At 52.0% G+C, this 22987-nt stretch carries 21 protein-coding genes and 1 riboswitch; of the genes, 12 read left to right on the forward strand and 9 right to left on the reverse strand.

Going from position 1 to position 22987, the window contains the following annotated elements; translation table 11 throughout:
• Window positions 1-38: 38 nt before the first annotated feature.
• From FOB24_RS21495 to dsbI, 3 genes are read left to right on the forward strand one after another with little or no spacing between them, the layout of a single operon-like run.
• On the forward strand, window positions 39-1835 hold the full coding sequence (locus FOB24_RS21495; RefSeq protein WP_085048724.1) for an aryl-sulfate sulfotransferase: 1797 nt from the start codon (window positions 39-41) through the stop codon (window positions 1833-1835).
• Window positions 1836-1858: 23 nt separating this feature from the next.
• Window positions 1859-2527 (forward strand): thiol:disulfide interchange protein DsbA/DsbL, encoded by a 669-nt coding sequence (locus FOB24_RS21500; protein ID WP_150345434.1) that lies wholly within the window; start codon window positions 1859-1861, stop codon window positions 2525-2527.
• A 14-nt stretch (window positions 2528-2541) separates the two neighbouring features.
• Window positions 2542-3219: a protein-disulfide oxidoreductase DsbI gene (dsbI, locus tag FOB24_RS21505; protein ID WP_085048722.1), complete on the forward strand. Its 678-nt coding sequence runs from the start codon at window positions 2542-2544 to the stop codon at window positions 3217-3219.
• Window positions 3220-3303: 84 nt separating this feature from the next.
• Here the strand turns inward: dsbI and ribB are convergent, their stop codons facing one another.
• Window positions 3304-3957, reverse strand: a complete 654-nt coding sequence (ribB, locus tag FOB24_RS21510; RefSeq protein ID WP_038633931.1) for a 3,4-dihydroxy-2-butanone-4-phosphate synthase — start codon at window positions 3955-3957, stop codon at window positions 3304-3306.
• 106 nt (window positions 3958-4063) lie between these two features.
• A riboswitch (FMN riboswitch) is annotated at window positions 4064-4214 on the reverse strand.
• 132 nt (window positions 4215-4346) lie between these two features.
• Here ribB and ubiK point away from each other — a divergent pair.
• Complete coding sequence (gene ubiK, locus FOB24_RS21515; RefSeq protein WP_150345435.1) at window positions 4347-4643, forward strand: ubiquinone biosynthesis accessory factor UbiK; 297 nt, start codon at window positions 4347-4349, stop codon at window positions 4641-4643.
• 33 nt (window positions 4644-4676) lie between these two features.
• Here the strand turns inward: ubiK and glgS are convergent, their stop codons facing one another.
• The 4 genes from glgS to FOB24_RS21535 form a co-directional block, all read right to left on the reverse strand.
• Window positions 4677-4883 carry a cell surface composition regulator GlgS gene (glgS, locus tag FOB24_RS21520; RefSeq protein ID WP_150345436.1) on the reverse strand — a complete coding sequence of 69 codons (207 nt, stop codon included), beginning with the start codon at window positions 4881-4883 and terminating at the stop codon, window positions 4677-4679.
• A gap of 365 nt (window positions 4884-5248) precedes the next feature.
• Window positions 5249-6682, reverse strand: coding sequence for a bifunctional D-glycero-beta-D-manno-heptose-7-phosphate kinase/D-glycero-beta-D-manno-heptose 1-phosphate adenylyltransferase HldE (gene hldE, locus FOB24_RS21525; RefSeq protein ID WP_038633941.1), 1434 nt, complete (start codon window positions 6680-6682; stop codon window positions 5249-5251).
• Between the two features lie 59 nt (window positions 6683-6741).
• Window positions 6742-9582, reverse strand: coding sequence for a bifunctional [glutamate--ammonia ligase]-adenylyl-L-tyrosine phosphorylase/[glutamate--ammonia-ligase] adenylyltransferase (gene glnE, locus FOB24_RS21530; protein WP_150345437.1), 2841 nt, complete (start codon window positions 9580-9582; stop codon window positions 6742-6744).
• Between the two features lie 47 nt (window positions 9583-9629).
• A complete protein-coding gene (locus FOB24_RS21535) occupies window positions 9630-10931 on the reverse strand; it encodes a CYTH domain-containing protein (protein ID WP_150345438.1) in 1302 nt (433 codons plus the stop codon).
• Between the two features lie 242 nt (window positions 10932-11173).
• Between FOB24_RS21535 and FOB24_RS21540 the strand changes: the two genes are divergently transcribed.
• A complete protein-coding gene (locus FOB24_RS21540) occupies window positions 11174-11794 on the forward strand; it encodes a TIGR04211 family SH3 domain-containing protein (RefSeq protein WP_038633948.1) in 621 nt (206 codons plus the stop codon).
• Between the two features lie 62 nt (window positions 11795-11856).
• Window positions 11857-13089 (forward strand): multifunctional CCA addition/repair protein, encoded by a 1233-nt coding sequence (locus FOB24_RS21545; protein ID WP_121529559.1) that lies wholly within the window; start codon window positions 11857-11859, stop codon window positions 13087-13089.
• 48 nt (window positions 13090-13137) lie between these two features.
• Here FOB24_RS21545 and FOB24_RS21550 read toward each other — a convergent pair whose 3' ends face one another.
• From FOB24_RS21550 to folB, 3 genes are all read right to left on the reverse strand, one after another.
• On the reverse strand, window positions 13138-15228 hold the full coding sequence (locus FOB24_RS21550; protein WP_087856827.1) for a glycosyl hydrolase family 18 protein: 2091 nt from the start codon (window positions 15226-15228) through the stop codon (window positions 13138-13140).
• A 278-nt stretch (window positions 15229-15506) separates the two neighbouring features.
• Window positions 15507-16325 carry an undecaprenyl-diphosphate phosphatase gene (bacA, locus tag FOB24_RS21555; protein ID WP_087856828.1) on the reverse strand — a complete coding sequence of 273 codons (819 nt, stop codon included), beginning with the start codon at window positions 16323-16325 and terminating at the stop codon, window positions 15507-15509.
• 86 nt (window positions 16326-16411) lie between these two features.
• A complete protein-coding gene (gene folB / locus FOB24_RS21560) occupies window positions 16412-16780 on the reverse strand; it encodes a bifunctional dihydroneopterin aldolase/7,8-dihydroneopterin epimerase (RefSeq protein ID WP_038633959.1) in 369 nt (122 codons plus the stop codon).
• Between the two features lie 106 nt (window positions 16781-16886).
• Here folB and plsY point away from each other — a divergent pair, with 106 nt between their 5' ends.
• Window positions 16887-17504 (forward strand): glycerol-3-phosphate 1-O-acyltransferase PlsY, encoded by a 618-nt coding sequence (plsY, locus tag FOB24_RS21565; RefSeq protein WP_003828443.1) that lies wholly within the window; start codon window positions 16887-16889, stop codon window positions 17502-17504.
• A gap of 47 nt (window positions 17505-17551) precedes the next feature.
• On the opposite strand, the gene ttdR is transcribed toward plsY, so the two are convergent.
• The gene (gene ttdR, locus FOB24_RS21570; protein ID WP_150345439.1) at window positions 17552-18484 is read right to left on the reverse strand and encodes an L-tartrate utilization transcriptional activator TtdR; all 933 of its coding nucleotides are present in this window, start codon (window positions 18482-18484) and stop codon (window positions 17552-17554) included.
• Between the two features lie 212 nt (window positions 18485-18696).
• Between ttdR and ttdA the strand changes: the two genes are divergently transcribed.
• The 5 genes from ttdA (at window position 18697) to FOB24_RS21595 (ending at window position 22980) form a co-directional block, all read left to right on the forward strand.
• A complete protein-coding gene (gene ttdA / locus FOB24_RS21575; protein ID WP_038633966.1) occupies window positions 18697-19605 on the forward strand; it encodes a L(+)-tartrate dehydratase subunit alpha in 909 nt (302 codons plus the stop codon).
• A complete protein-coding gene (gene ttdB / locus FOB24_RS21580) occupies window positions 19602-20207 on the forward strand; it encodes a L(+)-tartrate dehydratase subunit beta (protein WP_006688017.1) in 606 nt (201 codons plus the stop codon). Before ttdA ends, ttdB begins: the two co-directional genes overlap by 4 nt.
• 48 nt (window positions 20208-20255) lie before the next feature.
• Window positions 20256-21719 carry an anion permease gene (locus FOB24_RS21585; protein WP_042311057.1) on the forward strand — a complete coding sequence of 488 codons (1464 nt, stop codon included), beginning with the start codon at window positions 20256-20258 and terminating at the stop codon, window positions 21717-21719.
• 123 nt (window positions 21720-21842) lie between these two features.
• Window positions 21843-22667: an urease accessory protein UreD gene (locus FOB24_RS21590; RefSeq protein ID WP_199966698.1), complete on the forward strand. Its 825-nt coding sequence runs from the start codon at window positions 21843-21845 to the stop codon at window positions 22665-22667.
• A gap of 10 nt (window positions 22668-22677) precedes the next feature.
• A complete protein-coding gene (locus tag FOB24_RS21595; RefSeq protein ID WP_003024678.1) occupies window positions 22678-22980 on the forward strand; it encodes an urease subunit gamma in 303 nt (100 codons plus the stop codon).
• Window positions 22981-22987 lie beyond the last annotated feature (7 nt).

Genomic DNA, 22987 nt, shown 5'->3' on the forward strand with positions numbered 1-22987 from the left:
CACCATTATATTTACAGGTAATATAAGGAGATATATCCATGTTTACGCAATACCGAAAAACACTTCTCGCTGGAACGCTTGCACTGGCATTTGGATTAACTGTGGGGAATTCGTTTGCCGCAGGTTTTCAACCCGCCCAACCCGCAGGTAAACTGGGCGCAATAGTTGTTGATCCTTATGGAAATGCCCCACTTACCGCACTGATTGAATTAGATAGTCACGTTATTTCGGATGTTAAAGTCACCGTTCATGGTAAAGGTGAAAAAGGGGTTCCGGTTACTTATACCGTTGGCAAAGAATCACTCGCCACTTACGATGGCATTCCTGTTTTTGGCCTTTATCAAAAGTACGCTAATAAAGTTACCATCGAATATAAAGAAAATGGCAAGGCGATGAAGGAAGATTACGTGGTGCAAACATCTGCCATCGTTAATCACTACATGGATAACCGTTCTCTTTCTGATTTACAGCAAACTAAAGTTATTAAGGTTGCTCCCGGCTTTGAAGACCGTCTGTATCTGGTGAATACCCATACTTTCACCGCGCAGGGCGCAGAATTCCACTGGCATGGTGAAAAAGACAAAAATGCCGGCATCCTTGATGCGGGCCCCGCAGGTGGCGCATTACCCTTTGATATCGCCCCTTTTACCTTCGTCGTCGATACGGAAGGTGAATATCGTTGGTGGTTGGATCAGGATACCTTCTATGACGGCCATGACATGGATATCAATAAGCGCGGTTACCTGATGGGCATTCGGGAAACACCGCGCGGAACCTTCACCGCCGTGCAGGGTCAGCACTGGTATGAATTCGATATGATGGGACAGATTCTGGCCGACCATAAGCTGCCGCGTGGATTCCTTGACGCATCGCATGAATCGATCGAAACGGTCAATGACACCGTACTGCTTCGCGTAGGTAAACGCGATTATCGCAAGGAAGATGGCATTCACGTGCAAACTATCCGCGACCAGATTATTGAAGTCGACAGATCCGGTCGCGTTGTTGACGTATGGGATCTGACAAAAATTCTCGACCCGATGCGTGATGCCCTGCTGGGTGCACTGGACGCAGGCGCGGTATGCGTCAACGTCGACCTCGCGCACGCAGGCCAACAGGCGAAACTGGAGCCAGATACTCCCTATGGTGATGCCCTCGGCGTTGGTGCGGGTCGTAACTGGGCTCACGTCAACTCCATTGCCTATGACGCTAAAGATGACTCTATCATTATCTCTTCCCGCCATCAGGGGGTCGTAAAAATTGGTCGGGATAAACAGGTGAAGTGGATCCTGGCGCCATCTAAAGGCTGGAATAAAGCGCTGGCAAGCAAGCTGTTAAAACCGGTAGATGCTAAAGGCAACGTGCTAAAATGTGATGAAAATGGCAAGTGTGAAAATACTGATTTCGATTTTACCTACACCCAGCACACCGCATGGCTCTCCAGCAAAGGGACATTAACCATTTTTGATAACGGCGATGGTCGTGGACTCGAACAACCCGCTTTGCCGACGATGAAATACTCCCGTTTTGTCGAATATAAAATTGATGAGAAAAAAGGAACCGTCCAACAAATTTGGGAATACGGAAAAGAGCGCGGCTATGATTTTTATAGTCCTATCACTTCAGTTATCGAATATCAAAAAGATCGCGATACCATGTTTGGCTTTGGTGGATCGATTAATTTATTTGACGTTGGACAACCGACCATTGGCAAAATCAATGAAATTGACTACAAGACAAAAGAAGTCAAAGTTGAAATTGATGTCCTCTCCGATAAACCGAACCAAACACACTACCGTGCATTACTGGTCCACCCACAACAAATGTTTAAATAATCACGTTAGATTAAGGATTAATTATGTCGTCTAAATGGATCACTTCATTATTTAAAAGCGTGGTATTAACCGCCGTACTTGCCTCATCGTTTGCAGCATCGGCTTTTACCGAGGGTACTGACTATATGGTGCTGGAGAAACCGATTCCTAATGCGGATAAGACGTTAATCAAAGTATTCAGCTACGCCTGTCCGTTCTGCTACAAATACGATAAAGCCGTAACGGCTCCCGTGTCAGAAAAAGTAGCCGACGTGGTTACCTTCACACCGTTTCATCTGGAAACCAAAGGGGAATACGGCAAACAGGCCAGTGAGGTATTTGCGGTAATGATCGCTAAGGATCAGGCAGCAGGAATTTCATTGTTTGACGCCAAATCTCAGTTCAAAAAAGCCAAGTTCGCCTATTACGCAGCCTACCACGACAAGAAAGAGCGCTGGTCAGACGGTAAAGATCCTGCCTTATTCATTAAGACGGGGCTGGATGCTGCGGGTATGAGTCAGGCGAATTTTGAAACCGCATTGAAGGACCCCGCCGTCCAGCAAACGCTGGAGAAATGGAAAGCGGCATATGATGTCGCCAAAATTCAGGGCGTACCGGCTTATGTCGTCAACGGCAAGTACCTGATCTACACCAAAAACATCAAATCCATTGATTCTATGGCTGAGCTTGTCAGAGAGCTGGCGGCAAAATAAACAGGGACCCGGCTATGGCTTTCATTAAAGGACTGTGGCGAGACTTATGTATTGCACCGGTTGATACCCTGGTGAGATGGCAGGAACGGCGCTTTCTGTGGTTACTGATGGCTTGCGCAATGGGTGGGTTAATTATTCTGGCGCACTCTTTCTTCCAAATCTATCTCTACATGGCTCCCTGCGAACAATGTGTATACATTCGCTTTGCCATGTTCGTGATGGTTTTTGGTGGGCTAATCGCGGCGCTTAACCCCAAAAATGTTGTTCTGAAGCTCATCGGCTGCATCGCGGCATTTTACGGCAGCATCATGGGCATTAAGTTTTCCATCAAACTTAACAGCATTCATTATGCAGTACATAACCCGGACCCAGATTCACTGTTTGGCGTACAGGGATGTTCCACCGATCCGACCTTCCCGTTCAATTTGCCGCTGGCAAACTGGGCGCCAGAATGGTTTAAGCCCACAGGAGACTGCGGCTATGATGCGCCCATCGTTCCCGATGGCGTGGCGCTCAGCAGTATGCAAAAGTGGTTTGTCGATCTGTACCAACAGTCGGAAGGTTGGTATCTCCTGCCGCCGTGGCATTTTATGAATATGGCGCAGGCCTGCCTGCTGGCTTTTGGCGTATGTTTGCTGCTGTTAGTGATAATGAGCGGCGCCTGGGCAATCAAACTGGCCAGAACTAAATAGACAGACTGCAATAACAAAAAACCGAAGCCAGAAAACTGACTTCGGTTTTTTTATCCCTGGCACGACAAGCGTGGTAGTGAGCAATTAGCTGGCTTTACGCTCATGCGCCTGACGGTAAGCCACCAGGTCTTCGATAGTGACCACAGCCATATTGTGCTTGCCGGCAAATTCGATGCACTCCGGCGCGCGCGCCATGGTGCCATCGTCATTGGTCAGTTCGCACAGCACACCGGCGGGTTTAAAGCCTGCCAGCGTCATCAGATCGATGGTGGCTTCAGTATGACCGCCGCGAGTCAACACACCGCCTGCCTGAGCGCGCAGCGGGAAAACGTGTCCCGGGCGGTTCAGATCGGAAGGTTTTGCGCCATCCTTAATTGCCGCACGTACCGTAGTGACACGGTCTGCCGCGGAAACGCCGGTGGTCACGCCTTCTGCGGCTTCAATGGTCACGGTAAAACCGGTACCGTAAGCACTGGTGTTATTTTCCACCATCATTGGCAGATCGAGCTGTTTGCGTCGGTCTTCAGTGATGCACAGGCAAACAATACCGCTGCCGTGACGGATGGTCAGCGCCATCTGTTCAACGGTCATGGTCTCTGCCGGGAAAACCATATCGCCTTCGTTTTCACGATCTTCGTCGTCAAGCACCATTACACCGCGTCCTTCACGCAGCGCAGACAGCGCATGTTCAACACGTTCGAAAGGCGTACCAAAAGAGGAAAGTAGCGTCTGATTCATGGTAAAAAAACCTCACTAAAATTATGGTTACCAGAATCAGGGCAGTCTTAGGAGTACCGTCTAAGCGGCAAAAAAATAACGTGAGCGGGTCCATGCCCGACTGGATCGTTACTCTCTCCCATCCGGACTCTAACCGTCGGCCCCGGAATTACACCGGATCTGCTGACCTTTGAGTTTGCACCCAAAGCGCTCGCGGGCTTTCAGCATTAAGCTGATTTACCGCCGGTGGGGAATTTCGCCCCGCCCTGAGAATAAGCGGGTTAACTATAACGCTATTGATTACCTTCATCAACGCCTTTACTCGACTTAGCTTCACACAATTCTGGTTTATGCCTGCGCCCATTCGCACTACAATAAGCAGCAACACGTACCAGTTCAGGGAAACCACAATGATTGACCCGAAAAAAATTGAGCAGATTGCTCGTCAGGTTCACGAGTCGATGCCGAAAGGGATCCGGGAGTTTGGGGAAGACGTCGAGAAGAAAATTCGTCAAACGCTGCAGTCACAACTGACCCGTCTGGACCTGGTAAGCCGTGAAGAGTTTGATGTGCAGACTCAGGTTTTGCTGCGTACCCGTGAAAAGTTGGCGCTGCTTGAACAACGCATGACTGAGCTGGAAGCGCGTGAAAAAACGGCAGAAGTTAAGCCTGCCCCTGCGATCCCCTCAGTCGATCCGCAAGAGTAAAAACGACAACGGGCCGCAAGGCCCGTTTTTCTGTTAGTGTTCCAGTTCGAGTTTCTTCGCCTCTGTCGCCTGCTGGCAGTACAGCGCATAGCGTTTATAAAACCAGCTACGATGCTCCTCATCCATATTGCCCGTGACGGCCTGGATATCAACAGGGTGGCCCTCAGCCTGCATCCTGGCAAAACTGCGGGCCAGGAAATCGAAATTGTTCATTGAATACATGTTGCTGTGCATGAGCATACCCTCCAGTTATTGAATATCTGCTAAGGCCATATGCTTTTTCTGATTTCAGTATTTCCCTATACGCGAAATGGTTTTGTACATAATGTGCGCAAATTTATAGTCCAGGCTCACACTTTCCTATGAAACCTACGTCTCTGCTGAGAGTGAAAAGATGCTGCAGCAAAACGCGACAATCGCCGCCTTTGAGACAGAGCGTCATCGTAAAGCTGAACCGCTGAAAAACAGTCCACAGCCTGTTGAAAAAACCACTGAAGAATAAGAAACAGAAATGCCGGATGGCAACGCTCACGCGTTTTATCCGGCCCACAACCTCGTAGGTCGAATAAGGTGTTTCCACCGCCATCCGGCAAACTTCCCGGCGATTATTTATCGCTGTCTTTTTGGATCTTTTTGATGATATTAGTCGTTGAGCAGCCGTCTTCGAAGTTCAGCACCAGCACTTCACCGCCGTTCGCCCACACCTCTTTGCTGCCCGCAATATCTTCCGGCTTATAATCGCCGCCTTTTACCAGCAGATCCGGCAGGATGCCCGCAATCAGACGCTGCGGTGTATCTTCTTCAAAAGAGACCACCCAGTCGACGGCCTCCAGCGCGCCCAGTACGATCATCCGCTGTTCCAGCGGGTTGACCGGACGCGTTTCGCCTTTCAGACGTTTGGTCGAAGCATCGCTGTTTACCGCTACGATCAAGCGATCGCCCAGCTTGCGTGCGTTTGCCAGATAGGAGACGTGCCCCGCATGCAAAATGTCGAACACCCCGTTGGTCATTACCACTTTCTCACCGCGCTTGCGGGCGCTGGCAACGGCCTGTTTCAGCTCAGATTCGCTCATCACGCCAAAGCCAGTATCTGCACGACCGCGCACGGCGTTTTCCAGTTCAATGGGAGAAACGGTTGAAGTCCCCAGTTTACCTACGACAACACCGGCTGCGGCGTTAGCAAAGTAGCACGCTTCTTCCAGAGAGTTACCCGCCGCCAGCGTCGCCGCCAGCACGCCAATAACCGTATCGCCCGCGCCGGTCACGTCATACACTTCCTGCGCCTGAGTCGGCATATGCAGCGGTGCTTTGCCCGGTTGCAGCAGCGTCATCCCCTGCTCGGAACGCGTGATCAGCAAAGAGGAAAGGTCGAAATCAGCAATCAATTTCATGCCGCGTTCCACCAGCTCATCTTCGCTTTTGCACTTACCAACAACCGCTTCAAACTCAGACAGATTCGGCGTCAGCAGCGTAGCGCCACGGTAGCGTTCAAAATCGGTTCCTTTCGGATCGATAAGCACCGGAACTCCGGCCTTACGCGCCAGCGCAATCATCTGCTGCACGCTTGCCAGCGCGCCTTTGGCGTAATCAGAGAGCACCAGCGCGCCGATAGAACCCAGCGCCTGATTAATACGCTCGTGCAAAGGCTGCGGATCCACACCTTCAAAACCTTCTTCGAAATCCAGGCGAATCAGCTGCTGGTTACGGGAAAGTACGCGCAGTTTGGTAATCGTCGGATGGGTTGGTACGGAGACGAAATCACATTTTACGTTCACATCCGCCAGCGTTTTGCTCAGCGCACGCGCCGCGTCGTCAATACCGGTCAGGCCCACCAGACGCGAATTCGCTCCCAGGGAGGCAATGTTCATCGCCACGTTTGCTGCGCCACCGGGACGTTCTTCGATGGTATCCACTTTCACCACCGGAACCGGCGCTTCAGGCGAAATACGGCTGGTAGGACCGTACCAGTAGCGATCCAGCATCACATCACCGACAACCATGACTCCTGCACGTTCAAACTCTGGCAGCGTTACTTTCATTCCTGTCTCCTGAGAGATTCTCTGAGGGTCTTAAAATTTGCGCGCGATAATAGCACACTTCACTCGGCAACCAGCCACTTCTGCCAGCTGTCGCGCACCAGCGTACGTTCAGCCTCAAAGCACTCTGGCGCCACATGGCCCGGAAGTTCCTGCAAGGCAAGATGGTGAAGTTCATCACGCAGCGTCGTATAAGCATGGGTAAGCGCCAGCGCCTCCTGCTCTTCCATAATGTCATTTTGCGCCAGTAATTCCAGAATGCGCACGTTATCCGACCAACGCGTCAGCTTCGGTTTTTCATGGGCATAGCGCAGCACCAGGTATTGCGTAATGAACTCAATATCGGTAATGCCGCCTTCGTCCGCTTTGATATCAAAACGATCGCGATGCTTATTGCCCAAATGAGCACGCATTTTCTCACGCATTTCGCGCACCTCGGTTTGCAAGGTTTTTCCATCGCGGACGAGGGTCATGATATCGCGACGCACCGCGTCAAACTGAGAGGTCAACTGGGGGTCACCGTATACTACGCGCGCGCGCACCAGCGCCTGATGTTCCCATGTCCAGGCTTCGTTACGCTGGTAATCGGCGAAAGCATCCGCTGATGTTACCAGCATCCCCGCCGCACCGGACGGACGCAGCCGCGCATCCACTTCATACAAAATACCGGAGGAGGTACGGGTACTGAAAAGGTGCATAATGCGCTGCGCAAGACGCAGATAGAACTGTCGCCCGTCAATCTCACGTTCGCCATCCGTCATTACATCCATCGGACAATCGTGCAGGAAGATCAGATCGAGATCCGAGCTGTAACCCAACTCCCAGCCGCCCAGCTTGCCATAGCCGACCACGGCAAAACCGCGTCCCTCGCGATCGCCAAGATGGGTGGGTTGCCCGTAGCGAGCAACCATCTGCGTCCACGCCTGCTGGACTACCGCATCAATCATAGCTTCCGCCAGCCAGGTTAAGTGATCGCTCACCTTCATCACCGGCAGCGTTCCGGCGATATCAGCCGCGGCAATACGCAACAACTGGGTTTGCTTAAACTGGCGCAGCGCTTCCAGTTGTTGCTCTTCGTCATCTTCCGGCACGCGCAGTAAATACTGGCGCAGCTCATCACGGTAGGCATCTGTCGCCGTGGGTTGATACAGCGTGTTCGGATCCAACAGCTCGTCGAGCAACAGCGGATAGCGCGCCAGCTGGCTGGCGACCATCGGCGAGGCGGCACAGAGTGAAATCAGGTGCTTAAGCGCGCCGGGAAATTCGCTCAGCAGCTCCAGATAGGTTGTACGGGTGACAATGCCCACCAGCAGCGGCGTAATGCGCGATAGCGGAACTGAGGCGTCGTCACGCGAACAGACATCGCTCAGCAGATGCGGCATTAGATGATCCAGCACCTGGCGTCCGCGTGGGCCAATGGTGCGTTTATCCAGCTCTTTGCGGAAATCCGCGATCAGCGACAGGACGCGTCGCCGATCGTCATCCGCCAGATGCGTCAGCACCGGCGTGGTGTCATCTTCCTGTAAAGCGTCCTGCCACAGTTCGCGCCACTGTTCTGACAGCGACTCCTCCTGAGTTTCGGCTTCGTCATCGCCAATCAGCTCGTTAAATACCCGTCGCACATTGTGCATATGGCTCGCCAGCACATCGGTCAACTGCTGCCAGTTATCAACGTTCATTCCCCACGCCAGCCGCGCACGATTCAGTTCATCACCCGGCAGCGTCTGGGTCTGTTCATCATTGATACTTTGCAGCAGGTTTTCCAGACGGCGTAAATAGAGATAGGCGGCGCGCAGTTGCTCCGCATCGGTGTCTGGCAACAGGTTTAACGCCTTGATGGCGCTCAGCGTCGGTAACAGTGAGCGGGATTGCAGCGACGGCTCGCGTCCGCCGCGAATAAGCTGGAATACCTGCACGATAAATTCGATTTCACGAATACCGCCCGCCCCCAGCTTAATGTTGTCCTTCAGTCCGCGACGTCGCACTTCACGGGCAATCATCCCTTTCATGTTACGCAGAGACTGGATCACGCTGAAATCGATATAACGACGGAAGACAAATGGTCGCAGCATGGCGCGGAGTTCATTGACGTAAGTGCTATCGGCATCGCCCATAATGCGGGCTTTGACCATTGCATAACGTTCCCAGTCGCGGCCTTGTTCCTGGTAATAATCCTCCAGCGCGGAGAAGCTCAGCACCAGTGGACCACTGTCGCCAAATGGGCGTAGGCGCATGTCCACCCGATAAACAAAGCCATCCATTGTGGGCTGATCCAGGACCTTGATGAGCCGCTGGCCCATACGGGTAAAGAACTGCGCGTTATCCAGCTCGCGTCGCCCGCCCTGCGTACTGCCGTGCTCCGGCCAGGCAAAAATCAGGTCGATATCGGAGGAAAAATTCAGCTCGCCGCCGCCCAGTTTCCCCATGCCTAAAATCAGCAGCGGTTGCGCAACACCTTCTGGATTACAAGGCGTTCCCCATTCTCGACAGCAGGCGGCGTATAACCAGTCACGCGCGGCAACGATCAGCGTTTCAGCCAGATGGCTTAGCTGCTGCAAGATACTCTCTTCCGTCACCAGCGACAGCGTCTGCGCCCACGCGATACGCACCATAATGCGACGGCGAAACAGGCGTAGCTCACGCATCAGCGTGTTTTCATCGCTGACGTCGGTCAACGCCTGCTGTAACCAGGCGGCATAGTGTCGCCATTCGTCCGCCTGAGGCGCTGCGCTTTCCAGCTCGACCAGCCATTCAGGATGGGCAATAAGGCTGTCGCGAACAAAATCACTGAATGTAAGCACTGACTTCGCCTGCACGCTAAGCGAGGACTCAGATATTGTTGTTGGCAGCCGCTCAACAACGGTCGGCCAGTACTGCTGTAACGGTGAAGAGAGCTGCTTCATTTATGAGTTATCCTTTGAATAGCGCCAGATGGCGGCCTCAGTCCTGATTATCGTTTTCCGCTGTGCAGCCAGAACGGTTCCAGCGCGATTGCCTCATTGCGGTAGTGTTCAATTTCAATATATTGGTTGGCCGCAATGGCGTGACGCAGGCCCTGCCAGTTGGCGATCCATTCCGAGGCGACATTTTCGTCATAATATCCCGCCAGCATCAGCATGCTATCAATGTTGCGCGTCAGGCGTGGAAGCTGATCGGCATAGCGATCGCCCAGCGGCTGAGCAAAAGCGGTTTTCAGTTCGGCGGCATGGCGCGAGAGATGAATATCTGAGAAACGCTTGAAGGAGTCGGCAATTTTACCCTGCGCCTTCGCATCAAGGAACGGCTGCCATCCTTTGGTTACCAGCCATTCGGTCAGCGCCAGTTTTGCCATCGCCGTTTGTGTGCTGTAAACCGCCGAAACGGCAGAAACGTCCGACGCCATGATTGCTTCCGACTGGGTCAGCAAATCACGTAAGTGAGCGCTCGCTTTTCGTGGCACATTACCGCCAAACAGCATCAGAATGTGGCGCACCAGGTCCATTGCCGCCAGTACCTCGGATTTCGCCCCCTTGACGCCGCGTACCCACAGCTCTTCATGGTACTGCCACTGGGATAATGCCAGCTCCAGCGCCGCTTCCAGACCTTGCTCGATGCTCGCCTTCGCCGGAACCCGCAAAATGCGCGTCGGTTTGAGTTCACGCGGCGCATTCCCCTGAGCCAAATGATAGCCACGCGCCGCTTTGCTCAGGCTGCCCTGACGTAAACCGGTTTGTGAAACCAGCTGATTTGCCAGCTTCAATACCGCACGGGTATCGCCGCTTAGCAGTTCCAGTTCAAGCTCACAGATAGGCTCAGCAAACTCGCCCGCTTTCACTTCCCCAAGGTCGAGGGCTATCTCAATCCGGCTACCGTCAACATCAAGGCACCATTTTTCACGGTAAAAATCGGTGCTAAACAGCGGCTGCACCTGAGAAGCGAGTTCCGTGGGTAGCTTGCCATCAGGCCAGACTTCAGCGGGAAACAGGGCGAGCTCCAGCTCAGGCGTGCTCAGCGCAACGTTATATTCTGGTCGCTGATGCAGACCGCCCGTTACCCGTCCGGCAATTTTCATGGTCATTTCATAACGACCGTTTTCCCCGCGAATACGCAGGCCCATATCGTGACCACGCAACCAGGCATCCGGCGTTTCGTAGTAGATATTCAGCAACTGGCTGGGCGCGTGATGCTCTCCTCCCAGCGTATTCAGACGCTCACGTAGCGCATCTACAGCATCACTATTGACGATAAATTTTAATTCGATTTCCTGGGCCATGGTCTTGTACTTATGGGTTATGTCACAGTTGAGAAAACTGACTGCGAACTAAGTTCGTTCTTAATGGTCAAGTAGATAGTATTTTGCGCCAAATTGCCATGCAACGAGCAATTTGACGGGCGTAAAAGTTTCGGGTGGTGGCAAAAAGGACACAGATGATTCCGATTGATGTCGAATGCTTTGCGTAGAGACACTGATGCCACTACTATCGTTCCACTTTCTATGACAATAACGACAGCCTGATGCCAAAATTACGCCTGATTGGATTAACTTTACTCGCACTTAGCGCCACTGCAGTCTCACATGCCGAAGAAAAGCGCTATGTCTCTGACGAACTGAACACCTGGGTCCGCAGCGGTCCGGGAGATAATTATCGCCTCGTGGGTACGGTTAACGCCGGCGAGGAAGTCACGCTATTACAGACCGATGCCAACACCAACTATGCCCAGGTGAAAGACAGCACCGGACGTACCGCCTGGATCCCACTGAAAGAGCTGAACAGTACGCCAAGCCTGCGTACCCGCGTTCCCGATCTGGAAAACCAGGTTAAGACGCTGACAGATAAGCTCAATAATATCGATACTACGTGGAATCAGCGCACCGCCGATATGCAGCAAAAAGTGTCGCAAAGCGACAGCGTGATCGACGGGCTGAAACAAGAAAATCAGAAGCTGAAAAACGAACTTATCGTGGCGCAAAAGAAGGTGAGCGCAGCCAACCTGCAGCTTGATGACAAACAGCGCACCATCATCATGCAGTGGTTTATGTACGGCGGCGGCGTGCTGGGTCTTGGTCTGCTGCTCGGCCTGGTTCTACCGCACATGATCCCAAGCCGTAAACGCAAAGATCGCTGGATGAACTGAATCGCCTTCTCCGCCACACTGACATATGATTAAGGGATGATTTTTTTCAAAAGGAAAGTGGCGTGAAGATTTATCTGGTCGGTGGTGCTGTTCGGGATGCGTTAATAGGGCTACCGGTTAAAGATAAAGATTGGGTCGTTGTCGGCGCCACGCCACAAGAAATGCTCGATGCGGGCTACCAGCAGGTAGGCCGCGATTTTCCCGTGTTTCTGCATCCGCAAACCCGGGAAGAGTATGCGCTGGCGCGAACCGAGCGTAAATCAGGCTCGGGGTATACCGGGTTCACCTGTTACGCCGCGCCGGATGTAACGCTGGAGGACGATCTTCAACGTCGCGACCTGACCATCAACGCAATGGCCCGCGATGACGACGGGAAGATTATCGACCCGTATAACGGAGGCAGCGATCTGCGAAACCGTCTGCTGCGCCATGTTTCTCCCGCCTTTAGCGAAGATCCGCTGCGCGTACTGCGCGTGGCGCGCTTTGCTGCCCGCTATGCGCACCTCGGTTTTCGTATCGCTGACGAAACCATGACATTGATGCGCGACATGACCGCTGCCGGTGAACTGGAACATCTGACGTCAGAGCGGGTGTGGAAAGAAACGGAAAACGCCTTAACTACCCGTAATCCCCAGGTGTTCTTTCAGGTTCTGCGCGACTGCGGTGCGCTGCGCGTTCTGTTTCCTGAAGTTGATGCCCTGTTCGGCGTTCCAGCGCCCGCGAAGTGGCACCCGGAAATCGATACCGGTATTCACACCCTGATGACGCTGTCGATGGCCGCCATGTTAAGCCCCGAGGTCGACGTGCGCTTTGCCACGTTGTGCCACGATCTTGGCAAAGCATTAACGCCTAAAGCACTGTGGCCACGCCATCACGGTCATGGTCCGGCGGGCGTCAAGTTGGTCGAGCAACTGTGTCAACGCCTGCGCGTACCAAATGACATCCGTGATTTAGCCAAACTGGTGGCAGAGTTCCACGATCTCATTCATACCTTCCCAATCCTGCAGCCAAAAACCATCGTTAAGCTGTTTGATTCCATCGATGCCTGGCGTAAACCACAGCGCGTGGAGCAAATCGCTCTGACCAGCGAGGCAGACGTGCGTGGGCGTACCGGCTTTGAAGCGGCGGATTATCCGCAAGGCAGGCTGTTGCGTGAAGCCTGGCAGGTTGCGCAGGCGGTGCCAACGAAAGACGTCGTTGAGGCAGGATTCAAAGGTCAGGCGATTCGCGAGGAATTGACCCGGCGTCGTATTGCGGCGGTGGCCACCTGGAAGCAAGAAAAGGCGATCGGTTAAAAAAACTTGCCCCTGTAAAGGGGCAAGTTGAGCTCTTATCAGACGGAATTATTCTTTGATAAATTGAATAGAAGAAACTTTATCATTAAAGCCATCACGTATTGCGGCACTGCCGGCCGTGATATCGATATAATTGCCTTTATAATTCCCGTTTGCATATAGCCGCGCTTTGTAACCCTGAGCGACCTGAATTGAAGATAGCGCATCATTGAGGCTGTAAGTTGACAGATCCTTAATGTCACCATCCATAACAAGAGAACGCCCTTCCAGTCCGTAGTCCTCGTAAGCAATTGCCTTGATAATTTTTACGGATGATATCGCATTATTGCCACTACTCAGCGCGGAGTTACTTTCCAGAAGCGCTATTTTTGTCCCCGAATAATTACAGTTTGTAAAAGCATTCACACCCAAACTACCCTCAGCAATTTTTACTGAAGAGATAGTGTCATTCATTTTTTTGCCTGTTGTGGATTTAACATCGGCTAAACATGAAATATCATCATTAGTCTGAATATCATCACCCAGATAATTTATATCAGTGTAGAGCGTTGCACCTTTCTCTTTGGCAACTGAGGTAGTCAGAATATCATCAACAATATTCCCTAACTCATGGTCTGCCGTATCGCCGCTAATATCCCAAATGATTGCGCCACCAAATCCTTGTTGATTAATATAATCTACTTTTTCACGTATAGATTGCGGATCATCATAGGTTAAAAACTCCTGACTGCCTACGCTATATAAATAAGGAACATGTGACTGCGGATCCCAATACCGTTTGTATTCGCCACTGGCTAGTTTTTCTTTCAGAACATACCACGGGTTGGTGCCAGTATATTGCCCCTCATCATCCCATGCGCCTTTTACAGACGCCTCACCCGGCGCGAATAGCCCCGGCAGTCCCGCTTCAATTTGTGTAGCAGGAACAGACCCCCATCCTCTTCCGTAATATGGAACGCCCATCATTAATTTTTCTTTAGGAATCTGCCAAACATCCGCATATTCACTCATCGCAGAGGAGACATTCAACTTCTGATCGTCATCTTTTTGATTGGCGAAAAGCGGAGCATTGTGGCCCGTTTTTGCATCAAAAGCGCCGTGAATGTCGTATGCCATTACGTTGATACTGTCGAGGTAATCTGCGGTGACAGCCGGGTTAATATAAGCCACATTGTTATGGTTGGTTGTGACAGCGGCAGAAAGTTGATAGTACTTATCGTCTTTGCGCCCCTGCTCATCAAGCTTGGCGCGTAATGATTTGATAAGTTTAGTAAACTGCGCTTTTTCACTGTCGTTGTCCGGATACTCCCAGTCAATATCCAGACCATCAAAATTCCATGCATGGACATAATCGACCATGCTGTTCGCCAACTTCTCAACGCCTTCATCTGTGCGAGTTGCCGCTTCAAACACGCCTTCCTGTGAGTTATCCCAACCACCAACAGAAAGCATAAACGTGACATTATTTTTTTCTGTAAGCTTGTCAAGCTCACGCATTAAATTAGGCGCCTGCGTAGTATCATGCATCGTCACTACACCGTTTTTAACTACGGCAAAACCATAGTTAAGATGGCTCAGGCCCTTATAGTTCACCTTATCGGGGGTAAAGTAATTATGCGCCTCGTAAACCCCCCATTCAGGAAAATAGCCAATCACTTTGCGCTGTGATTTAACCCTTTTCTTCTCACTATTTTGCAGTTCTTCCGCTTTCTGCCCTGTATAAGGGGTAAACTGAAATTCTGAGTAAATGTTAAAATTGACTTTATCGCCCTTTTTCCATACAGAATCCGTGGAAGGACTAACCCCTTGATCAACCCACCATTGCGCCGTCCAGTAATAGCCCAGGAAGCGAACTTTCTCTCCACCTCTATAGGTAGAGTTTGGATCATAAGGCTGAGATATAATAGCAAGCTCATCTTTGGCGGCAATAATTCCATAGGTTGAACCCGGAAAGTTATTCTGACTTTCGTCAGTATAGGCTTCCCAGGTATTTCCCAAATCTTTCGAAATCATCATCCAGGCATCAAGGCCAGAAAAACTATTGGTATCATCGTTATGCGTAACAGAAGCCGCAGATGCCAGGAAAGGAACCCCTATGGCGGCAAAAATAACTGACTGTGCAATCTTGTTTAATTTCATAACTTACTCCATTCAAACGCCATCCATTTAAGAAACAAATATATGTAAATTTAACTTTGCTGCAGTCACATTATTTAACAAAGAAAATAAAGCATACAACTTTTTATGCAGTGTTTAATTAAAAATAAGATTAAAGTGATGAATTAATTTCCCATATAAATCATCTGTACCATAGAATGCTGGCACAACAATTATATACAGCATATTAATTAAAGCGGATTATTCATTTTAAAAATGAAAACATCCTGTAAACAAACAGGATGTTTTCATCAAATTATTCAGAAAAAGACCACATAGACGGCGGCCGCAACAATAAAGCGGTAAATCGCAAACGGAATAAACGAGATGCGTTTAATCAGTTGCAGGAAGGTTTTGATCGCCACCAGCGCCACGATAAACGCTGTCACGAAACCGACTGCAAACATCGGAATATCTGACGCGCTGAGGAAAGACCAGCTCTTGTAGAGATCCAGGACGGTCGCGCCCATCATCATCGGCACCGCCAGTAGGAAAGAAAACTCAGATGCCGCGTAACGACTCACCCCCATCAGCATACCGCCAGAAATCGTCGCCCCGGAGCGGGAAAAACCCGGCCACAACGCCAGACACTGGAAACAACCGATCATAAACGCTTGGCGATAGGTCATATCATCCAGCCCCGGCGCGCGCGGCTCTTTCGGCTTCAGGCATTCTGCGGCTATCAGCAGCAGGCCCCCTACCACCAGCGCATACATCACGTTGATCGGGTTAAACAGCGATTTGATGGTATCGTGGAAAACCAGTCCCAGGACAACGGCCGGAATCATCCCGAGCAGGATATGACCCAGCGTCAACCGACCTTTGCCTGTACCTTCGTGTGGGGCTTTGCCAAAGTGAATGCCAATCAGGCCAAACAGACGTCGCCAGAACATCACCACGACGGCCAGAATAGAGCCCAGTTGGATCACCACTTCAAATGTTTTTGCGGTATCACCCTCAAAACCCAACAGGTGGCCAACAATAATCATATGGCCGGTACTGGAAACGGGTAAAAACTCCGTCAAACCTTCGACCACACCCAAAATTGCCGCCACCAGCAGCGAGTGCATATCACTCATCAATAAACCCCTACATAAAGAAACCACGGCAAAAAAGAGCCGACGAAAGGACCCTTTTATACCTGTTTGTTTTAGAAATTATTAAATTAATTATTTTCTTTCAGATTATTGCCACGCTCAATGATAACCCCGACGTTTGCCGCACGCGCCACCGCGCCAGGCTTACTGAGTTTGATACGCACCCATGGGGAATTAAAGCGACTCAGCAGGAGGTCCGCAACCTCTTCCGCTACGCGCTCTACCAGCGCAAAACGTCCGCCTTCCACATGATTAACAACCGTTTGAGCAATATCAGCATAGCTCAGGCAATCAGCGACATCATCGCTTTTAGCCGATTTACGGTTATCCCATGCCATTTCGATATCGAACACCAATTTTTGCTCGATCGTTTGTTCCCAGTCGTAAACACCGATAGTGGTGATTACTGAAAGTTGCTCTATAAATACAATATCCATCACGACCCGCCTGCTTTTTGACTAACCCGGATACCACTTCCGGCGAAATATGCGTATTATCCATAGAAGTAGCGTTTTACACGACATTTTCAAAACGGAACAGCTTATGAGTGCAATCGCGCCTGGAATGATTATCTTCGCGTACCTCTGCGGCTCTATTTCCAGTGCCATTCTGGTATGCCGCCTCGCTGGATTGCCGGACCCGCGTGACAGCGGCTCCGGCAATCCGGGCGCGACAAACGTGCTGCGCATCGGTGGTAAAGGAGCCGCCGTCGCCGTACTGATTTTCGACGTACTGAAAGGCATGTTACCCGTCTGGGGCGCCTATGCGCTAGGCGTCAGCCCCTTCTGGCTGGGATTGATAGCGATCGCTGCCTGTCTGGGACACATCTGGCCGGTATTCTTCGGCTTTAAGGGTGGGAAAGGCGTTGCCACCGCCTTTGGTGCAATTGCGCCAATTGGTTGGGACTTAACGGGCGTAATGGCGGGAACCTGGCTGCTGACCGTCTTGCTCAGCGGCTATTCGTCGTTGGGCGCTATCGTCAGCGCACTGATCGCTCCCTTTTATGTCTGGTGGTTTAATCCCCAGTTCACTTTCCCGGTTTCCATGTTGTCGTGCTTAATTCTGCTACGTCACCATGACAACATTCAGCGTCTGTGGCGCCGTCAGGAGCCGAAGATCTGGACTAAACTGAAGAAAAAACGCGAAAGAGATCCTGAGTGACGGTACTGCCGGATGGCGACGCTAAAGCGTCTTATCCGGCCTGCAACCTACGGGATTTGATACCCTTCCACTGGCTTGCCTAATCTGTTCTGGCACCACGTCGCCAGAAACTCCACGCACACGCGAAGCTTCACGCTGCGATACAGCGGCTCCTGATAAACCGCCCAGATATTGGCGCTCTGTGCATAGTCCGGAAGTACACGCACCAGTTCACCGCTTGCCAGAAACGGTTGTACGTCCCATTCGGAACGCAACATGATCCCTTTTCCCTGCAGCGCCCACTGCAACACAATCTCACCGCTGTTCGATGAAAGATGCCCAGCTACCTTGACCGATTTTTTCTCCTGACCGTTATCCAGCTCCCACACTCCGTGGGTCATATCGCGTTCTTTGGTGACCAGACAATCGTGCCGACTTAATTCCTGTAGCGTCATCGGCTCGCCATATTTTTGTAAATAGGTCGGGGCCGCACACAATATTCTTTTGTTTTTCGTTAACAAATGCGCAATATAATAATCAGGGATTTCATCATTAATACGAATATCTAAATCGATATTATCCTGCGCCAAATCAATTTGCCGATCGTAAAGCTCAAAATGCACCTGTAACTCAGGATAACTATGCATCAGTTCGGTAATGGCCGGTGCAATATAGCTGCGCCCAAAGCCAAAGCTACAGCCGATACGAATCATCCCCGCCGGGCGCGTTTTGATTTGCGTGACGTCATCAACCAGATGCTGGTAGCCCGCGAGGATCGCCTGCGCATGTTCATAGCAACGTTGACCACTTTCCGTTAACGCCACGCCGCGCGCAGAGCGGTTAAGCAACGTCGTCCCCAGCGTGGATTCGAGAATTTGAATACGTTTTGTCACAAACGCAGGCGTCTGCCCCAGCGTGGCGGCAGCGGAGCTAAAGCTGCCGCTATGAACAATTTCAACCAGCACCTGCAGGTCTTTCGCCAGGGGATACGTGTTCAGCATGGTCGGTATATCCGTAATGTTGTTAACCGCAGTGTAATTCCCTCACGCGTATTAAACCCTGCCTTTGCGCAATTTTTATTGCCTTACCTGGACATCATTCACGAACTGTTAATTGGATATTCACAGTGGCAAATAATATAAAACCACACTTTTAGTGATAGTTTGTGGCGGAGAATTTATTTCCAGAAAATAAAAGAACTGGAGTTTACAAGATGAGCAATCAAAATAACCAAAATGCGATAAATACGCTGACAAACATTGTCGCGAACTTTACCGCCATGATTTCTACCCGTATGCCCGACGACGTGGTGGATAAATTAAAACAGCTGCGGGAAGGCGAAGACTCGCCGATGGGTAAAATCATCTACCACACCATGTTTGACAACATGCAGAAGGCGATTGATCTGAACCGTCCGGCCTGCCAGGACACCGGCGAGATTATGTTCTTTGTAAAGGTCGGTTCCCGTTTTCCGCTGTTGGGTGAGCTGCAAAGCATCCTGAAACAAGCCGTTGAAGACGCCACGGTCAAAGCGCCGCTGCGCCATAACGCGGTAGAGATTTTTGACGAAGTGAATACCGGCAAAAATACCGGCACCGGTGTACCGTGGGTTACCTGGGACATCATTCCTGATAATGATGACGCGGAAATCGAAGTCTACATGGCAGGCGGCGGCTGTACCCTGCCAGGACGCTCGAAAGTGTTAATGCCTTCAGAAGGCTACGAAGGCGTAGTGAAATTTGTCTTCGAAAATATCTCCACGTTGGCCGTTAACGCCTGCCCGCCGGTGCTGGTGGGCGTAGGCATTGCCACCTCAGTAGAAACTGCCGCAGTGCTTTCCCGTAAAGCGGTGCTGCGTCCTATCGGCTCACGTCATCCCAACCCAAAAGCGGCCGAACTGGAACTTCGTCTGGAAGAAGGACTTAACCGCCTGGGTATTGGTCCGCAGGGGTTGACCGGCAATAGCTCCGTGATGGGCGTGCATATCGAATCCGCCGCGCGCCACCCGTCGACTATCGGCGTTGCTGTTTCCACCGGCTGCTGGGCGCACCGTCGCGGCACGCTGTTGGTTCATGCTGATCTCTCCTTCGAAAATCTGTCTCACACCCGGAGCGCGTTATGAAAAAGATCCTCACCACCCCGATTAAAGCCGAAGATCTGGAAGATATTCGCGTTGGCGATGTCATTTACCTGAGCGGTACGCTGGTGACCTGCCGCGACGTGTGCCACCGTCGCCTGATCGAACTGAAGCGCCCAATTCCTTATGATCTGAACGGCAAGGCTATTTTCCACGCAGGCCCAATTGTGCGTAAGAACGGTGATAAATGGGAGATGGTCTCCGTCGGTCCAACCACCAGTATGCGTATGGAAGCTTTTGAGAAAGAGTTTATCGAGCAGACCGGCGTCAAGCTGGTGGTCGGTAAAGGCGGTATGGGACCGTTGACAGAAGAAGGCTGCAAGCAGTTCAAAGCGCTGCATGTGATCTTCCCGGCAGGTTGCGCCGTACTGGCGGCCACTCAGGTTGAAGAGATTGAAGAAGTGCACTGGACGGAGCTGGGCATGCCGGAATCCTTGTGGGTATGTCGGGTCAAAGAGTTCGGCCCGCTGATTGTGTCCATCGACACCCACGGCAACAACCTGATCGCCGAAAACAAAAAGCTGTTCGCTGAACGCCGCGATCCCATCGTGGAAGAGATTTGCGAGCACGTGCACTACATCAAATAACCCTTCCGGAGAGGCACAGAGCCTCTCCCCTTTCGCAGGGATATCACAATGGCACCTTTAGCTGGTTGGTGGCGATACCTGGCTCCGCTGGTGGTCATCGCCATTATTGCTGTTTTACCCGTCCCCACCGGTCTTGAGAGCCACACCTGGCTCTATTTTGCCGTCTTTACCGGTGTGATTGTGGGGCTCATTCTGGAACCTGTACCCGGCGCGGTCGTAGCGATGATTGGTATTTCGATCATCGCCGTACTTTCACCGTGGATCCTGTTCAGCCCGGAACAACTCGCGCAGGACGGTTTTAAATTTACCGCCAAATCGCTGTCGTGGGCCGTTTCTGGCTTTTCTAACTCGGTGATCTGGCTGATTTTCGCGGCCTTTATGTTTGGTACCGGCTATGAGAAAACCGGTCTCGGTCGGCGTATCGCGCTGATGTTAGTGAAAAAGATGGGGCACCGGACGTTATTCCTCGGTTACGCGGTGATGTTCTCCGAGCTTATCCTCGCCCCCGTCACGCCTTCTAACTCCGCGCGCGGGGCCGGGATAATCTACCCGATTATCCGCAACCTGCCGCCGCTGTATAACTCACAGCCCAATGACGCCAGTTCACGTTCTATTGGCTCCTACATCATGTGGATGGGCATTGTCGCCGACTGCGTCACCAGCGCGATTTTCTTAACGGCGATGGCGCCGAACCTGCTGCTGATCGGCCTGATGAAAGGCGCATCTCATACGGCGCTCAGTTGGGGCGACTGGTTCTTGGGTATGCTGCCGCTGAGCATTTTACTGGTGCTGATCGTGCCCTGGCTGGCATATGTGTTGTACCCGCCGGTGCTGAAATCCGGCGATCAGGTGCCGCGCTGGGCGGATACAGAATTAAAAGCGATGGGACCGCTCTGCGCACGTGAGAAAAAGATGCTCGGGCTGATGGTCGGCGCGCTGGTGTTGTGGATCTTCGGCGGCGATTATATTGACGCCGCAATGGTCGGTTACAGCGTGGTGGCATTGATGCTGGTACTGCGCATCATCAGTTGGGATGACATCGTCAGCAATAAAGCCGCATGGAACGTCTTTTTCTGGCTGGCCTCGTTAATAACCTTGGCGACCGGGCTGAATAACACCGGTTTTATTACCTGGTTCGGCAAGCTGCTGGCAAACGGGCTGAGCGGCTATTCACCGATCATGGTGATGGTGGCGCTCATCGTGGTCTTTTATTTGCTGCGCTACTTCTTTGCCAGCGCCACGGCGTATACCTCCGCCCTTGCGCCAATGATGATCGCCGCCGCGCTGGCGATGCCGGAAATCCCGTTGCCGGTCTTCTGTCTGATGGTCGGCGCCGCTATTGGCCTGGGCAGTATTCTGACCCCCTACGCCACCGGCCCAAGCCCTATCTACTACGGCAGCGGCTATTTGCCAACGGTTGACTACTGGCGGCTGGGCGCTATTTTTGGCCTGATTTTCCTCGTGCTGCTGGTGATCACCGGTCTGGTCTGGATGCCTCTCGTTTTACTGTAAAATCCCATTGGGGCGACGTCTTGTCGCCCCTTTATCCATAAGCTTCTCATATGATCGATTTCCCGATGCGCTGAGGCATACTTTTTTGTACGCAAACACCCTCATGCTGATAAGGGAAACGCTCTGGACACGCTGGCGCACGAGACACTCACACGAGGCTGGCAGGCCGAACTGGATCTGCACTTTACCCGCACCGGGCACAAAACGGTGCTCGCCTCGGCGCGTCACTATGGACCTTTGACGGTTCAACGTCCGTTTTATCCCGAAGAAGAGGTATGTCACCTCTATTTGCTTCATCCACCTGGCGGGATCGTCGGCGGGGATGAGCTACATATTTCCGTATCACTCGATGAAAACAGCCATGCGTTAATCACTCAGCCCGGCGCGGGAAAATTTTATCGCAGCCGTGGGCCGCAGGCGTTGCTACGCCAGCATTTCACGCTCGCCCCGCACGCCACGCTGGAGTGGCTGCCGCAGGATACGATCTTCTTTCCCGGCGCTACTGCCACCGTCCAGTCCGTATTTCATCTGACGTCCGCAAGCCATTTGCTGGCCTGGGATCTGCTGTGTCTCGGACGCCCTGTCATGCAGGAAACGTTCAGCCACGGCACGCTACAAAACCGTCTGGAAGTGTGGCGGGATGGGCAACCGCTACTGATAGAGCGTTTGCAGGTGCAGGCAGGGAATCTGAGCGGCGTCGCACATCATCCCTGGATTGGTACGTTGCTGTGTTACCCGGCCAATGAACACATGCTGGAGGGAACGCGCGAGCGGCTTACGCCATTGGGGGATTATGCCGGGGCAACGCTTAACGACTCGCTGCTGACAATCCGCTTTCTGGCGAACGACAACCTGATTGCTCAGCGCGTTATGCGTGACATCTGGCAATTTCTGCGCCCGCTGCTGACACACAAAGCGCCCATGCTACCGCGAATCTGGCAAACCTAAGAGGCCCATTATGGAACTGACCCCCAGAGAAAAAGACAAGCTGTTGCTGTTTACCGCCGCGCTGGTGGCAGAACGTCGCCTGGCCCGCGGGCTGAAGCTGAATTACCCGGAATCAGTGGCGCTGATTAGCGCTTTCATTATGGAAGGGGCGCGCGACGGGCAAACCGTGGCCGCGCTGATGGAAGACGGGCGTCACGTGCTGCGCCGCGATCAGGTGATGGAAGGCGTACCAGAGATGATCCCGGATATTCAGGTTGAAGCCACATTCCCGGACGGTTCGAAACTGGTCACCGTCCACAACCCGATCGTCTAAGGAGCGG

It is taken from the genome of Citrobacter werkmanii (genome assembly GCF_008693645.1).
Lineage (GTDB): Bacteria > Pseudomonadota > Gammaproteobacteria > Enterobacterales > Enterobacteriaceae > Citrobacter > Citrobacter werkmanii.